This is a genomic window from Bacteroides sp. 1001302B_160321_D4 (assembly GCF_015667765.1).
GTDB classification, from domain to species: domain Bacteria; phylum Bacteroidota; class Bacteroidia; order Bacteroidales; family Bacteroidaceae; genus Bacteroides; species Bacteroides xylanisolvens.
The window spans coordinates 1-16,764 of record NZ_JADPLO010000025.1 but is presented as its reverse complement, the minus strand read 5'-3'; the positions used below and the strand labels follow the sequence as shown (position 1 = coordinate 16,764).

The window sequence follows — 16,764 nt, the reverse complement described above, 5'->3', positions numbered from 1 at the left end:
CATATTTATAAAAAGTATTGTCCTTCTTCTTTTAATCTTTTACGTAAAAGAGCAATATCAATTTTGTGAACGTCATTCCTTGTCTGTTTGATAGCATGCACAGCAGCCATTCCGGCGGCTTCACCTGTCACCAGGCAAGGAGGCATGACCCGCAGACTTCCAAAAGCCTCCTCATCAGTGGAGATACAACGGCCTGCAGTTAATACATTCTTCAGTCCTTTAGGCGTCAGGCAACGATAGGGAATTCCATGCGATTCGCCTTTTTTATAACGTGTCTCTTTATGTCCCGGTTTATGGACATCAATATAGTAACAGTTACGCCCGATCTCATCTTCAAATGTCTTACGCTCCATCCAGTCTTGTACGGTGAAGATATAGTCTCCTTCTAGACGCCATAATAGCCTATTTCTAAATTATTACTTTCCCATAAAAATCTCCGCACGTCCCGGTGTGAACAACTCCCATAAGGAGGCAACAGTCCATCCCGGTGCAAAAATGTCATTATAATATCCCTTTCCATTCTTTCCGTAATCCCAACTGGTATGCTGAACGACTTCCGGATAATAACCTATCTTGGCAATACCGCACATGTGTCCTTCATAAGGCAATAGCTGCCGCATAGAAGTTGAAATCACCTCTGCAAAATTTGAAAAACGAGATTCATTATACTCTTTCGATAACCAGCGAAGTACATCGGCAAACTCAAAAACAAACACGTCAATATGATTATTCTCTACGGAAACATTTCCCCAACCACGTGTTTTCAGACCAATGTCACCTAGCATCTGCCCGGGCGCGAAAGGAACATCCCACAAATAATACCACGATAATGCAAAATAAGCGGCTTGCTTCGTCAGATCAGCATAATGCTTGTGTTCTTCTCCCTTAGTAACCAAGGAAAGATAATAAGTAGCAGTGGCAGCATAAAGCGAAGCCTCTTTATCTTCACAATTCGCATCCAGGGTAGATGAAAAATAATCCGCTTTAGAGATCAGTTCTTTTTCCAGATAATCCGCAGTTCGCTTAGCGCTATCCAGATAACGTTTATCTTTGAAGTACTCATATCCCATCACCAAAGGTAATGTAGCCGAAGGAGTACTTCCTCCACTCTTGTCTACGATAGAAAAATCATCCCGAAACTTCCGCGGAAAACTACCATCAGTATTCTGCAATTGCAGGAACATATCCAACATTTTTTTCAGCCGTTGCTCCCATTCCGAATGCTTACGTCCTTTTTCTTTTTCATAAGCCAGGAAATGAAACATTGCATAAAGCCCTTCCGATTGACGACGAATACTGTGGACCGGATCTTCAAAGTTATTGTCAAAGTTGACCGATTCCTTAAAGAAACCGGCTTCTGTAAATCCGTTCTTCAGATAACTGTCGAATATTTTAGTACTGTTAGTCTTTAAATCCTCCCGATTACATTCCCAACCATATTCCCAGGCGTTGAACGCATTAAGAAGAACACGACCTATAAAACCAACTTCCGCCTGCCCGTTAGAAATACACTGGTCCGTGCGGAGATGTATACCCGAATTATAAACCAATGGATATTTATCCACAAAACTGCTTACAAAAAATTGGCTAAGAGTTTGCTTCATATATTCAATGGAGTAAGAAGTATCTACTGGCTTGGGCAAATATGTATCATAACAATATTCCCAAGTATGCCGCACAAAATCAGAATAATCCTTAGCTTCACCTTCAGTAATTTGCCAAGTCAACAAAATCGTTTCTCCTTTTTTAAGATGCTGATAGGCTGTTACTGCCGGAGCCAATGTCAATTTACGGATATAACTTTTAGGGGCTTCTCGATAGGGAAAACCAAAAGAGAGCATAGATGCACCCTGACGATTCTCAAATCCGGTAAAGCCCAAAGAAGTTTTCCCTGAAAGAATGATTTCACCTTCTTTATGCGTAGCCAGAGCATCCATAGAGAAGTCACCCAAATGGTTTACTATCATAAACCGCTTTTCTTTCTCGCAAAAGATCCCCGTAAGCGGCGCACTCAATCTATCTTCGCGAACCAACCAACTATCTGATGTATGAAACGAGGGAGCTTCCTTAGGAGAACGTAGATTGCGGCGATACCAGAATCCAGGCATATAAAACTGACAGTTATCATGACGATAACCCGTATTCATCCATTGGTAATAGTTGAAGTAAACATCCTCTGCGGCAGTAAGTTGCACTGTCAGCCGCGTACATCCTTGCTGTTCTTCCACCTTATGAAAGACTGACACCGGAAGTTTACCTTCCGAACGCCATTCATAGTCAAAATAACTATTCTCCAACTTGCCTGGATACAGTTTGTAATCCACAGCATCATTACCTGGAACCTTTAAAGATAGTTCTACGTTCACATTTTCAGGAACATACCTTACCGCTCCCATACAGACAGTACCAAACAGAGCTACCGCACAACCTACAAATAACCTTAATATTGTTCTCATACCTATTATATATGTTCTATTATACTTCCATTCCCATTCAATACCTAATGAACTACCGGCCAGTATACCGCATAACGTTCAAAATGAACTTTATAAAAAGGTTCCAGTACTATATTCTCATAACCTTTCAAGTTTATGCTAAACTTCAATGTATTTCCTTCAAGAACAGCCTTTACATGAGCCGGAATCTGCTTGGCAGATTCTCTGAAAGCCGGGATTTTTGTCATCTCTATCTCGTTCATTGCCGTATTATTCATCTTTCCCCAAAAAGTAGCGGGCAGATTTTCCGTTCCCATACGTCCGGCAAGCACGTAAGGCCCATATAACAACGCGATATAACGGTCGGTGCCTATTAAGTTTTCCGTGTATATATGCATCGGAAGTCGCAATGTAATCACATTCTTCCGTTCCCATACCCTGTCTATTATCCAATATCCATCACTACCAAGCAGGGGCTGTTCTTCCTTTCCATTAATCATGAAAGTGGCTTTATCAGTCCAATCCGGCTTACGAATGCGTAGAACCAGTTTCTGCTTTTTCTTTAAATTTAATGCAAAGTCAACCTGTTCGGACTCGGGAATCCGGTTTCGCTGAATAAGTTCAACTCCACCTTCGTGCCAAGAGAGAGCTGAAGGAATGAACAGATTCACTCTAATTTCTTCTTCTTCATGAACATTTGTCACTTTATGACTGTAGATAAACTTACCCAATTTTGCCGGGCTTTCTAGTCCGGTATGTCCACAACACCAGAAGGAACTGTCTCGTGAAGCATAGATACGATAATGCCCCGGCCGCATAGAAGTAAAATAACAGCACATACCTTTCACCGGATCATATGCTGACAAAATATGGTTGAACAAAGTCCTTTCATAGTATGCCGCTTTAGTCGCATCTGGCTGCTGGCTGAACAGAGATTCAGTCAAACGCAACATATTTACAGAATTGCACGTTTCCGGCCCGCTAATATGGAGCATTCTCTCTATAAACTCTTTCTTGGAAAAGAAATGCTCTCCAGTACTGTTTCCACCTATCACCCAAGTATGGTTTTGCGTCACAATATCCCAAAAATTAATAGCTGCAGTAAGAAAACGTTGATCACCAGTAAACATATAGTACTTATGAAAACCTGTAAATTTCGGAATCTGCGTATTGGCATGCCAGCCAAATAAAATATCCTTTCCCTCGGACAGAGGAACCCACATAGCCCGATCATTCAAACGAAGAGCCCAGCCAAGAAAGCGCTCCTGTCCTGTCAACTCATAAGCCTCGACATAAGATTCATTAATCGAACCATATTCACAAACTAATAATTGTTGAATCTGTTCATCCGTCAGTTTGTCTAATACTTGATAGCCAAACCAATCAGCCAACCGAATCAACATCGGCAACGCTTCTTTCAAGTCACATTGGGTATATGCAGCAGCAAGCCCAAGCAACATCTTATTAATCAAATAAACAGGAGCCCAAGCACCATTGACCGTAGGGTTATTGGTCTTTATCTTCCCTGATGCCACTTCCCGGAATAGCTTTCTACCATCTTTTACCCCTAACAAAAAACCATCTTTGCCAGCTTCCTGACAGAGTTTCAATTCTTTCAGTACATATTTCAATCGTCTTAGCAGTTCTTTATCACCTGTCGACTGATACATCATCGATACTGAAGAAAGATAAAACCCGAGAAATCCTCCTCGTAAAGGACCTGCTCCCCATACATCCTGCGATTCCCAGCCGGCATAAGGTTCAGCTTTCGACGACAACCCCGCTTCTATCCGATAGAAATGAAGCAAAGAATCTGGATTCAGCCAAAGAAGATATTCTTTTCCTTTCTGTTGAAGAGTCTGGAAAGGGCTATCCAACAGACAAACTTCCTTCATTGGAAAATAAGCTTCCTTCTGTACAATCGCCACCGGATGATTCTGGGAGAACACCAATGTCCCTCCCAAAATCCAGCCCGACAATACCATAAACAATCTTTTTACCATTCTGTTATGATCAACCCTATCCATTTCAAACCCTTCTTTATAATTTTGGTCTCTTAGATTCAATCGAAGTAGAATTACCTTCCACCACAGGCCATCCACTTTTCCAATCAACCCTATCTAACAATAACACTCTTCCATGAGGATTGGCAACGCTCACCCCATGATACAAAATCCAATCATTACCAGCTTTATCCGTCATCAGTTCCGCATTGTGTCCTACACCGACAAAACTATTATTCTTATGAATCAGGATTTCGTGGTTGTTTTCCAACATAGGCTTCCCTTGCTTGTCCTGATAAGGCCCCCATAGGGATTTAGAACGTCCTACCACCGTCTGATAAGTACTCTTCAGTCCCTCACAGCAAGTACCGGTAGAAGCAAACATATAGTAATAACCCTTCTTTTTATGAATATAAGTCCCTTCATAAGCGGTTCCGGCTATTTGCTTCTTCTCCGCACCCGGTTTTACCGCTAATCCGTCCTCCGTCAGTTCCACCCCATAGATTCCACGGAAACTTCCCCAGAACATATATTTCTTTCCGCCGTCCTCTATATAGAAAGGGTCGATCGAGTTCTTGACTCCGATTTCATTGCTCCTGAACATCATTCCGTGATCCTTAAAAGGCCCTTTCGGACTATCGGCGGTAGCTACACCGATCCCGCAAGTCCATTCACCACCCCAACGGGACATTGAATAATAAAGCACATATTTATTGCCGATCTTATTGATATCGGGGGCCCACAAATTTCCTTTCGGTTCGAAAGTAGGGCGTGTTTCAGGGGTGAAAGCAGTACCTACAGACTCCCAATTCACCAAATCCTTAGAGCGGTGAATCGGCAAGTTCCGGATATCTTCCGTTGCATACAAATAGAAATAGCCATCATCTCCCTTAATCACACTGGGATCGGGTAGACTGTAATTCACCACCGGATTCTTGTAAGTCTTAGCAGGGCCTCCTGCCATAAGCGAAAGGCTTATGGCAAGAAGTGCTTCTATTAAAACCAGTTTCCTCATATACTTATTTTCCATGTTTCTGATGGTTTCCTTCTTTTCCCAATGCTTCTCCGAGCGCATCCAACATTCCATAACCAAAACGGTTGTCCGGCAACAAATAATGCCCTTCCGACCATTCATTGAAACAAGCGATAGTCAAAATACGGGGTACCTCCGGGTGCTTGTTCAAATACACGAAAGAAGACTGGACAAATGCCTTAAAGGAAGCAGGGTTCTCATTCTTAAAGATAGTACATGCAGGCCATTGGCTGCGATTCGGCTTTTCCGGACGACTGACAGGAGCAATATATCTCGGTGTAGAGTCCCAGCCCGGAGCCACTGCCGGAATATAAGGGATATCAAACTGACCATGATGCTCATCCCAAAGTTTGAACGCTACATCAGCCGCAACAGTTCCGTAGTCAGGCAATTCGATTTCTTTCGGTTGAAAACGACCGGCAATCCAGTCCATCGGGTTATAAGAACCAACTGTGCTATAACCTTCTTCTTTCATATTCCCACAACTGAAGCCAGTTACATGGAAATGCAATCCTTTATGTCCCAATTTCTTGGCATAATCTGTCAGCTCGGCAAATAATTGTTTCACTCCGGCAACTCCTAATTTAGATTCCAAACGACGGGCATCCCAAATACAGATAACAGGCTTGCCATCGATTCGCCAATAATTCTCCAAATGACAATAGCGGGAAATCATATAAGAAAGGCTTTTCCAACATTCTTCTTTAGAGAAGTCAGGAGCATCATAGCTAGGAGGATAAGCATTACTTCCATCTGTTTTCTTTGTCGGATATAGTACATACCAAGGATGATTAGTCCACATACAAGCAAACTTCACATCTTTTGCATTGTTAGCTTCCAGAAAACCATTCTCCAACGCTTCGTGCAAACAAGGTTTGCCGTCATACCAGTACCAGTCCCAAATCAGGACGTCAATACCACTTTGCTTGCAAAGCTTATTATAAGTCTCCCAGGTGGACGGCTTACTCTCGTCCAATTCGCCTAACAAAGGAGTACGCGGCTGTTGGTGTCCGTCAAACCAGGGACGCGCACTTCTAATCAGATTATATTCCGTCCATCCCTGCGAATATATTTTATTATGTAAAGCTGAAGCATGGTAATTCGGGAAAGCGTAAGCAGCTACTGTCAATCCTTCGGGCTTCTTCAATAAAGCAGGGTCGCCCGCAAGTGTTTCCAAATCATCTGGCAGACGATTCACTTTTTCTTTTCCTTTTTTCTGAGCGTAAGCAGGAAGTAATCCTACAATTAGTAGGAGAACGATTAGTTTCCCTACACGATTCACTAATTTCTTATTCATACATTTTTTATTATATATATTTATACTTGATATCTTTTACCTGTTTGTCTCCATATGTCCATACTCCGGTTGCTCATTTAGCAACATAGTCATAGCAGCAATACCTCTATTTTGTCATTCACTTTCACTGAAGTACCCCCTTTTTCTATGAATAAGAATTCAAGAAGCATAATAACAAAATAAGCGAACAACAAGATCCTTTCATCACTTTTTATTCTTGTGTTTATTTCCAAATACAGTTTTTACAGCTTCCAGGTAAGAGGTTCCATTCACAATATCCGGCTCCAAATAACTACCCTCTGTCCACTCATTCCAACAATTTATATTCAAAATATGGGGAGAAGCCGGGTCATTCAGCAAACGATCTTTTGTCAATTGTAATGCTTTCTTAAAATTTTCAGGGGTATTATTCCCCATTATATTGGTATAGGGATATACTTGGTTACCCTTCCACGGTTTGTTCTGATTCGTTCGCGGAGTAGGATCCCAGCCCATCGTTACATTCGGATAATATGGAACTTGATACGTATTTTTCGCTTTTTCCCAATGAGTAAAATACTGGTCCCTCACATAATTGTAATCCGTTTGCGGTTTGTTCAGCCACGCATGGTGAATCCACACATAAGAAGTTGCAGAATCAAAGCCCAGTACTTTAATCAGAGCCGGGATGTCTTTCGGAGCATCTTGTCCCGGAAGAATCGGCATACCCCATGCAATCAGATTCCAATGAACGCCTTTCAGACCTGCTTTTATCGCTTTCTCACGAAGCTGATCCATTGCTTTACGCGTAGCTTCCAAAGATCCAAAACTTTCTATAAACCGATGAATATCATAAATTGAAAAATATGCTTTCCCGTCTATTTTCCAATAGTTCGGCTGTGTAAAATAGTCGTGAATCAGTTCATTTCCGATTTTATCGAAACTTTCAGGAGTGACCTTTCCTGAATACAGCCAATCTTGCTTTTCACCTAATGTATATGGATATAAATCTTGCCAGTTATGATTCGCCCACATAAGAGCAAATTTTATTTTCCGACAGTTTTTCGCTTGTAAGAAACCCTCGTCTAAACAACGATTTAGAAAAGGCTTCCCATTATAATTATACCAATCGAAGATAAATACATCAATGCCATGATCCACGGCAGCTTGTATTTTCTTCTTCATTACTTTTGGATTCTTTTCATCAGTATATCCCCATGCTGGAACATTCGGTTGATGATGACCCTCAAAACGAGGTTTAGCCTGTTTCACCAACTCCCATTCAGACCAATCCTCCCAATGCTGGTTACTTATACGGAGGTCGCTCTTATCCCTAGTATGATAATTAGGAAAATAATAACATGCAACCACTATATCTTTTGAACCATTAGTCTTTCTTTCGGTTATCTTCCCTTGAGCAAAAAGGAACAAGCCATATAACAACATAGTTAAAAAGAAGAATAATTGTTTCATTGCATTATCTATTTTAAGATTACTAATACAAAAGTAGGTGCTTCTACACACATTAGGTAAAATAAACATCCCAATAAATGAAAAAAACGTCCCAAACTACAATTTCCTCCCTTTTTTATTTATTTACTATTTCATTGCATCATCAGGAGAAATATACCAGTAAGTAATAGAAGAAAAATCAATATTCGTATCAGCCCAATGCCATAATTCCATATCAAACCGAAAAGATTTATGGAAGGGTATCGCATCCAAAGAGCGATATCGCAAGTTTGTTACACGTCCAAGCTTTGAGGCTCCTTCACCGTTTGGCTGCGCCACAAAAGGATGATAGAAATTATTTCCGCTACACCAAGCATATCCATAATAATCTTCCGTACCCGTGCCAAAATGTGACGGAAAAGTTTCATCATCTATGTAAATCTTCTCATCACCTTCTCCCCACCAACGAGACGCCGTATTACGTAACGAAAGACCATCACCTGCAAATATCCCTTTGCCGCTTACTCTTAAAAAAATCACATCAAACGGCAAACTCTTCCGGTCGGGAATACTAAACTTTCTCGTAGATATATTCCTTACCTTAAACCAACTAGCCGCAAAATACATACTCGATTTATCCCAGGAATATGGAGATGATAAAATCTCCATATTCTCTAAAACAACTTCTTGAGCTCCCAAGTTCTCTATATTCACTTCACAGTTATTTCTAAATGGCATCACCCAGAAACATGACAATTCACCGTCACCGGTAACCTCAGAGTACCACGACTTATAAGGAGAAATACGAGAGCCTGTACAAAAAAAGCACCGACAGGCGCCCACACTGTTTTTTTGCCATCAAAAGAAACACTTATCATAGTAGAATCTAAAGCATGGGCCATATTATCAGCCTGCAATTTAATTTTCAACATACGGATAGCCTTTTTACCTTCTATCTTGCATGAGAAACTCTTATCATGAGATAGCCGCCTATTGCTGAATGACACCGGCGCTAAACCGATATCCAATTTCCTATCGTAAGTTGAAAGTGACATTTGTACTTGTTCCAATAAATGACGGTTCTCTACAAGGCTTTCCTTTGAGAAAGATTCAACCTTCACTTTCTTATCATATTCCCTATAATTGATATTATAATAAAGAATCTCTCCGGAATTATTTCCTATCCCTTTCAAAGAATCACTCTCATAAGTTATCTTACATGACTTTGCATACGGTATCGGCAAATACAAATTATGTCCCCTCTTCAAATATTCAGTCTCCGGAGATAAAGATTGATTCAGAGGACCGCTTTTTAAGAGAATATCTCCGCTAAGCACTTTTAAAAGTTCTCCTTCAACAGCCGGAACAGATTTATCATCGATATAGATTCTTAAAATACCTTTCTGGCTATATCGGGCAACAGTAGCCCAAAACCGGACAATGGCACCGGGGGGTCTTTCATCCATAAGAATATATTCCTTTCTACCATTTACAGAATCTATTCCCAGAAAGTTGTTTCTGTCAGAATTAGCAAACCAATTCGCGGAATCGGGAGAAACAGACAGCGGATCGGTGCTGGACACCTGCCAACAACGATAATCTGGATATGGAAATCTTGTCAGATGCTCTCTATTTACCATTTCTTTTAGCAAGGACCTCACAGATACCTCCTCTTTTACTCCTTTCCCCCATACAGAAATGAGGGAAAGGAATACAAATACCACTAAACACCCTAGATGTTTCATGCCAATTTCAATTTAAATATTATTCTTTAGCTCCCGGATAGCCTAGGTTCTGCGTTATATTTCCCTCTGCGTTAGCCACTATGGTCTCGTTAGGGATAGGCCATAGCACGTGATACGGACGTATAACATACTTATTGGTAGAATAGAAATACTCTTCCTTATAGAAGTTATTCTTTTCTATGGCCCTATCATAATAGTAGTTCTTCTTATGAAAGTTGTCCAGCGAATACCCATTCTTTCCTAACTGAGCCATTATAAACGCAATCCTTGTCAATTCACACTTTCTCGGCTCTTCAAAATAGAGCTCACGGGCACGTTCGTCCAAAATATCTTCAATGGATATAGATTCAAGTTCAGGAGCCTTGGCCCGTTTCCGAATCTCATTCAAATCAGCTAAAGCTTCTTCCGAACGATCAGCCCAATAATATGCTTCCGCCCTCAACAAATAAGTCTCCGCCAAACGAAATATATATTGGTCTGTGAAACCTCCCTTCGGGTTATTTCCTACATTGATTTCATCCTTTCCTACGAATATCTTATAATAAGGCCATGAGAAATAACAACGGAAAGTATCCCTTACATAAGCTTTCTGAACCTGCTTCTCATAATAATCCGACTTCGGATTATTATACCACAATCTAGATATATCATACCAATTCACACTATTATGGCGCAAATCATTCTTGCAATCCTTCCACAAGTAATATTGATAGAAGTTTGACGGTCGAACTCCGGCTATACCTCTACCTAACGAATCCATCAAAGCTACATTTTTGCCATCTACGCATCCTCTCTTTCCGTCAGGGTCCAAAACGTCAGGACCGCACCAGTAAGGAGTCCAGCCACGCATTCGTTGCGAGCCTTTATCTCCGGGACCGGTATTCCCTTCCATCCCAAACCGCTCCTGCACAACCAGAATACCTTCCAGATTCTCCTTTGAGCTTATATTGTCAGGATTAAACAGATCATTTACCACGTCATGAATCCCGTCATTCTTTCTTACTCCGAAACGTTCCCGCATCAAATCATGCCCATAATTTTTAATACATCGGCTTGCCGAAGCTATTGCATTCTCAAATTCCCCCAAGGACAAATAGATTTTCGTCAATAAATGCTCACCGGCAGCCCGGTTAACAGCCCCATATTCAGCTTTCTCAGGCAACCATTTTACCGCAAACTCCAGGTCATCTTTCATCTGCTTCAGGATTTCCAGACGAGGCGATGAGTTAAAGTCCATTTTAGGTTCCTCCACTTCTTGTAGGATCATAGGGACATCCCCCCATAAGTTGACCAAACGATAATACCAATATGCCCTATGGAAATACCCTTCGGACAGAATCTCATTTTTATCCTGTTCTGTCTTAAAATCGGCTTTCTCCTGTCTGGTAATCACAATATTCGCATACTTAATTCCTCCCCATGCCAACGACCATAATCTGGGTGTTGCAGAATAGGGGGTAAACTGTATCTCAAGATTATGGATATTCACAGCTTCCGGACAACCAAAAACTCCCAAATCAGAAAATGCATACTCATACATCGACGGGTTATTATCCCCAAACCATTCTAATTTCAATTGTTTCCTACAAGACACTAATATACTCTCAAAACCCGCCTTATCTACAAATGTATTTTCAGGGGCATAAAATGATAAGGGTTTAGGAGACAACCAGTCTTCACAGGAAATAAATAACGGACCTGTCAGAAATAACAATAGGATTTTCTTATATAACTTATTCTTCATAACTCGATCTTTTTATCATTAATACATTATAGTGTAATATTCACCCCGAATGTGAAATTCCGGGGAGCTATACCTCCCACTTCCGGATCATAATGTTTCCAACCTGTAATTACAAAACCGTTTTCCAACATTGCGCTTACTTTTAATCCTTCTATCGAAAATCTGCTCAAGAGTTTTTTGGGGAAAACATAAGAAACGGACAGGTCCTGCAGACGGACATAATCTCTTTTCTTCCAAATATTGAAACTCGGACTTCCCGAATTGGAACCTAACTTACAATACGAATTTGAAGGGTTATCGGGCGTCCAATAATCATACCGATAAGTATTCATTATCTAAGTATATGACAAAAATTTGAAGACATCGATTCGGTAGCGGTTTGTGTGGTTGACAAGGGACTGGAAGATGTAGTCCAGTCCGTACTTGAATAGACTTACAGCCCTCCGCTTGTGCTTCAGCACCGTTATCGGTTTGATGTATTCGTTGATATAGATTCCTACGAGGTAGCACCAGACATACGCAATCATGATGATGGCAAAGAGATTGGACATACGGGAATGGTCACGGACATGGGAGCCTTCGATATCGAAGCCACTTGATTTCATGCCCTTGAACATCGTCTCCACCTGCCACCTCAGTTTGTACATCTCAAATGCTTCCTCTGCATTACAGTACGAGACAAGGATCTGCAATTCGGGTGCACCCTCCTTGTCCTTGATTTTAGAGCCAGACAGGTAACAGGCCTGTCCATTAACGTAGTAGATACCGTCAAGATGTTTGCTTTCACCCAGTTTCAGTTCGTTGAACAGCCAGTGGGCCCGTGTTTCCTGACCATGCCGATACACACGGAAGTTCTCTCGTATCCTGATATGGTAGTGAATGCCTCTTGCGTTCAAATAGCCCAGCCATTCGCTTCCAATGAACTCACGGTCAGCCATCAGGTGGTTGATGGAGTTTTCTCCGGCAAGACGAATGAACCGGTCTACAAGTTCAATCCTCTCCTGGGTATTGGAGTTACCCCGCTTGTCCATCATTTTGAATACGATAGGAAAAGCCATTCCGTCGTAGATGATGCCCAGGGTAAGGATGTTTATGTTGGTATTGCTGAACTTCCAGTTCGTCCTGTCCAGCGTAAGGTTGTACGGGCCCTGTACCGGAATCAGCTTTAATATGAGTTTTGCTATGAGGTCGGTACTAATCTCGCATTGGGCAATGAGTCGCTGGATTCTCCGCAGGGAAGATTCAGATGCCGCATTGCTATCAAAGGCGGAGGCCAGCTTGGAATACGTAACCCGCTGCACCTTGCAGAGGGCGCATAACATCATGCTGAGAGCCTTGATTCGTGCCAGATTCATACTTTTACCAAAATGTTCGTGCAATATCGGATATAATTCACTACTTTTGTAGTGGACCTTAGAAGTTCGTAACATGGTGTTAATGTGAGAGTTAACATACCTTAAAGTTACGAATTTTTAAGGTCTTTTGCAATAGTAATTATCTAATAATCAGTATATTACAACAATTATTTTTTAAATTTTGTCATATACTAAGATTCATTATATTAAACTGTCGGCTATCATCATTCTTTGCATAATTGAATGTCCCGAAATAGTTAAATTCGCCACGCAACAAGAAAGATATATTCAGACAGTCGAACAATGTGAACTCATTCCGCAAGGACATTCTATACTTAGGAGTTTTGGAACCTAACCAAACCCTATCATTTTTCGAATCAATTACTCCGTCATTGTTCACATCCAGAAGTTTAGGATCACCGGGAGTCTTACCATATTTACTAGCTTCCTCTTCCTCACCTATCTGCCAAACTCCTACAAACTTATAATCATATATGTCATGAATTCCATGTCCGATATACCAGCCATTCGTTTCATCGTCCGCCTCACGTTCTCCTATGACATTACCTTTATCATCCAGCACATTGACCTTATTCCCATACAAATGTTTTATCTTATTCTTATTCATGCTATAGATAAACGTTGATGTCCATTTCAGCTTTTTAGGGATATTCAGATTTACGCTATTCAAGGTTAGCTCGGCACCAATATTCGAAACCTCTCCCATATTTGCAGCAACTGTAGAATACCCTATAATATCGGGTAACGCACGAGTTAACAAAAGGTCTGTTGTCTTCGTTTTATACAAATCAATAGTACCAAACAACCTGTTCCCTAATAATCCGAAGTCCAGACCGATATTTGTAGAAGCTGTCTTTTCCCATTTAAGCATACTATTAGCTAGATTCTCCGTCCACACTCCGGTAACGGGCATACCACCAATGATATTTTTGGTAGTCTTCAGCCTCGACAACGCTTCATATCTTCCGAACTCACGATTTCCATTCATGCCCCATGACAATCTCAACTTCAGATTATCTATTACCTTATTATCTTTCATAAAACTTTCTTCCGATATTCTCCAAGCACCGGCAAATGCGGGAAAGGTGGCATAAGGATTGGACTGACCGAATGCAGAGAAGCCGTCACGCCTGACAGATGCAGTCAAAATATAGCGATCCATCAATGCATAATTCAAACGCCCCAGGAATGCATTACCGGTTTGTACCTGGTCGTCTGTATTCAACTCCGGGTTCAGCCCTGCATTCATGTTATGGAATCCCAGATTTCCATTCGGAGTAAACCCGTCGTTCTGTTGTCTGGAAGCCCAACTCTGATATTTTTCCACATTAGCAACCAACGTAACGTCGAAGTTATGTATCTTATTGATTGACTTATTCCATTTCAGGATATTATCCACCATCCATTCATACTCTGAATAATCACGACGATACGCAAACCCACCTTCCACAATAAAAGGTATAGTCGAAGGATCGTAATAATAATCTTTCCCCCATGCGTAACGATTTTGATAGGACACTTGATAGGAAATGCCAAACGGCAACTTAATCTTAGCAAATAAAGTGGCTAAAAAAGTCTGCGTTTTATTGAATTTCTCCCGATTATAGGTATAAATAAAAGGATTCGTCAACTTCTCATAATCATGTGGATACCATTTTAAAGATCCATCAGGTTCATACATAGAGCCATAGGGGCTAGCCTTAGAAGCGCTGGTTAAATCAACCGCTACAGAACCATCCGTTCTATTGGCAAATTGTGCATTCACTCCGACTGACAGCCATTTGGAAATTTCACTTTCGATATTAATTCGCGAACGGACGTTTGAATAATTATCTCCAACCTTCACCCCCTCATTATTGACATATCCCATTGACATAAAATAATGTGTCCTACTCGATTTCCCGGATACACTTACATTATAATCCTGCCGTAACCCTGTACGGAAGGCTCTATCCATCCAGTCGGTAGTCAGTCCCTTTTTATAATTCTCAATTTCAATAGGTTGCAACGCAATACGGTTCAACCAAGTCTCAACATAATCTCCCGAGAAAGAAGGATCGTACTCTGACCACTGCTCTTTAGAAACTCCATTGGGCAAATCCTCTGGATTATCATAATAGCCTAACGGCTTCTTGCTCCCTGCAGGAGCAAAATAATCTTTTGTCTTATAATAGTCACTCCGCATCTTCAAATATCCTTCGGGAGAATATACTTCCGCAGCCTTTCCTACAGAGGTAAATCCGACACGGGTGCTCACTTGGATCAACGGTTTTTCCGATTTCCCGCGTTTTGTTGTTACCATTATGACTCCGGCAGCTCCTCGTGCTCCATAAATGGCGGAAGAACTGGCATCTTTCAAGACATCAATGGATTCTACATCACTAGGATTAATATCCTGCAACAAACCATAATAAATGGAGCCGTCAAGTACCACCAATGGTTCAGTATTTGCCTTTAAAGAATTAGGCCCGCGAATTTCCATTGTCCCTCCTCCAGAAGCTGTACCACCCAGGGAAGAGTTAAAACCAGCCACAGTACCTCTCAAGAATTCGACCAAGTTTGTTGCAGCCTTATTTTCTGTAACTTCCTGTCCTATACGCGTGACAGAACCCGTCAAATCTTTCTTCTTCATCGTTCCATATCCGACCACAACCACCTCATCAAGCATTTCCGTATCTTCGTGAAGGACAATATCCAACATACGGACATTTTGCCCAATTTCTTTTTCAACTGTCTTATATCCTATATAGGAAAAGACAAGGGTACCTTTACTTGCCGTAACTTTTATAGAGTATTTACCATCCAAATCCGTAATAGTTCCCCCAGTATTCCCCTTTAATAAAACACTGGCACCAATCACCGGTTCCCCAGCAGCATCCTTAACGGTACCAGATACTATCCTCCCGTTTGTTTGAGTCTGAGCCAGAACGTACGTCGGTCCCGCGCAAACAAGTAAACTCATCAACAAAGATAGATATCTGCTAAAGATAAATATCTTTCCACTTTTCTGTTTTTCAATTAGCATAATCAAATCTATTAAAATTATAAACCTCAACCATTTGTCTGCATTCCCTCGTAATCCGGGCATTTTTCTTTCACGCTATCACTCTGCTCATTCAGCAACATAGTCATAGCGGAAATCCCTCTATTTTGCCAGAGGTAATAAGGAACAGCCTTGAATTGTACCGCCTTTCCATGGACAAAACCTTCACCTTTCAGAATATGAGTCCCATTCAGAATAGTGGAATCATAAGCATATCCAACTGAAGATGATACCGGGAAATTCATTTCTTCAATATTAAATTGATTGTCCACTCCTTCCAAGCAAAACAATACCGGTCCTCGCATTAAAGCGACTTTTCCTGCGTTCGCCTTTATCTTGTCATTAGTATACACTCTATGAATAGGCATATCAAAAGCAACCTCCACTACATCTCCTTTTTTCCAACGTTTGTGCAGAGACAGATATCCATTCTCATCAGGTAGACATCCTACTGCTTTACCGTTAACCTTTACGAAAAAGTTTCCTTTATTGCCGCTACCATAATAATAGCAGGAGGAAGCAATATGAGTGTCTTTGTTCACCCAACGCGGCACCCTTATCTTCAGGTCAACAGCGGCGGCAGGGAAAACGCACGAGTGCTAATTGTTTAATAATCAATAGTTCCCTTCTCTTCTCAAAACTTATTTAATGGCAATA

The 16,764-nt window shown here is 41.1% G+C and carries 12 protein-coding genes and 1 pseudogene; all 13 read right to left on the bottom strand.

Annotation, left to right across the window (positions count from 1 at the left end; all coding sequences use genetic code 11):
* Nucleotides 1–5: 5 nt before the first annotated feature.
* Nucleotides 6–392, bottom strand: a pseudogene (locus KFO40_RS11525) (FAD-dependent oxidoreductase); the annotation flags it as partial.
* A gap of 24 nt (nt 393–416) precedes the next feature.
* On the bottom strand, nt 417–2,456 hold the full coding sequence (locus tag KFO40_RS11520) for a hypothetical protein (protein ID WP_049701343.1): 2,040 nt from the start codon (nt 2,454–2,456) through the stop codon (nt 417–419).
* 44 nt (nt 2,457–2,500) lie between these two features.
* Complete coding sequence (locus KFO40_RS11515) at nt 2,501–4,420, bottom strand: beta-L-arabinofuranosidase domain-containing protein (RefSeq protein ID WP_410489900.1); 1,920 nt, start codon at nt 4,418–4,420, stop codon at nt 2,501–2,503.
* Nucleotides 4,421–4,475: 55 nt separating this feature from the next.
* A complete protein-coding gene (locus KFO40_RS11510; protein WP_049702210.1) occupies nt 4,476–5,453 on the bottom strand; it encodes a family 43 glycosylhydrolase in 978 nt (325 codons plus the stop codon).
* A gap of 4 nt (nt 5,454–5,457) precedes the next feature.
* Complete coding sequence (locus KFO40_RS11505) at nt 5,458–6,768, bottom strand: glycoside hydrolase family 99-like domain-containing protein (RefSeq protein ID WP_087322155.1); 1,311 nt, start codon at nt 6,766–6,768, stop codon at nt 5,458–5,460.
* Between the two features lie 204 nt (nt 6,769–6,972).
* Nucleotides 6,973–8,220 (bottom strand): glycoside hydrolase family 99-like domain-containing protein, encoded by a 1,248-nt coding sequence (locus KFO40_RS11500; protein ID WP_083444133.1) that lies wholly within the window; start codon nt 8,218–8,220, stop codon nt 6,973–6,975.
* Nucleotides 8,221–8,346: 126 nt separating this feature from the next.
* Nucleotides 8,347–9,042: a glycoside hydrolase family 172 protein gene (locus tag KFO40_RS11495; protein ID WP_087322223.1), complete on the bottom strand. Its 696-nt coding sequence runs from the start codon at nt 9,040–9,042 to the stop codon at nt 8,347–8,349.
* Nucleotides 8,937–9,944 carry a DUF2961 domain-containing protein gene (locus KFO40_RS11490; protein WP_211146377.1) on the bottom strand — a complete coding sequence of 336 codons (1,008 nt, stop codon included), beginning with the start codon at nt 9,942–9,944 and terminating at the stop codon, nt 8,937–8,939. Before KFO40_RS11490 ends, KFO40_RS11495 begins: the two co-directional genes overlap by 106 nt.
* 19 nt (nt 9,945–9,963) lie before the next feature.
* Nucleotides 9,964–11,688, bottom strand: coding sequence for a RagB/SusD family nutrient uptake outer membrane protein (locus KFO40_RS11485; RefSeq protein ID WP_049701348.1), 1,725 nt, complete (start codon nt 11,686–11,688; stop codon nt 9,964–9,966).
* 26 nt (nt 11,689–11,714) lie between these two features.
* Nucleotides 11,715–12,020: a hypothetical protein gene (locus KFO40_RS11480; protein WP_049701349.1), complete on the bottom strand. Its 306-nt coding sequence runs from the start codon at nt 12,018–12,020 to the stop codon at nt 11,715–11,717.
* A 3-nt stretch (nt 12,021–12,023) separates the two neighbouring features.
* The gene (locus tag KFO40_RS11475; RefSeq protein WP_225473964.1) at nt 12,024–13,010 is read right to left on the bottom strand and encodes an IS4 family transposase; all 987 of its coding nucleotides are present in this window, start codon (nt 13,008–13,010) and stop codon (nt 12,024–12,026) included.
* 217 nt (nt 13,011–13,227) lie between these two features.
* Entirely contained in the window at nt 13,228–16,026 is a 2,799-nt protein-coding gene (locus tag KFO40_RS11470; RefSeq protein WP_087323997.1) for a SusC/RagA family TonB-linked outer membrane protein, read from the bottom strand.
* 89 nt (nt 16,027–16,115) lie between these two features.
* On the bottom strand, nt 16,116–16,673 hold the full coding sequence (locus KFO40_RS11465) for a beta-L-arabinofuranosidase domain-containing protein (protein WP_083444135.1): 558 nt from the start codon (nt 16,671–16,673) through the stop codon (nt 16,116–16,118).
* Nucleotides 16,674–16,764: the final 91 nt, after the last annotated feature.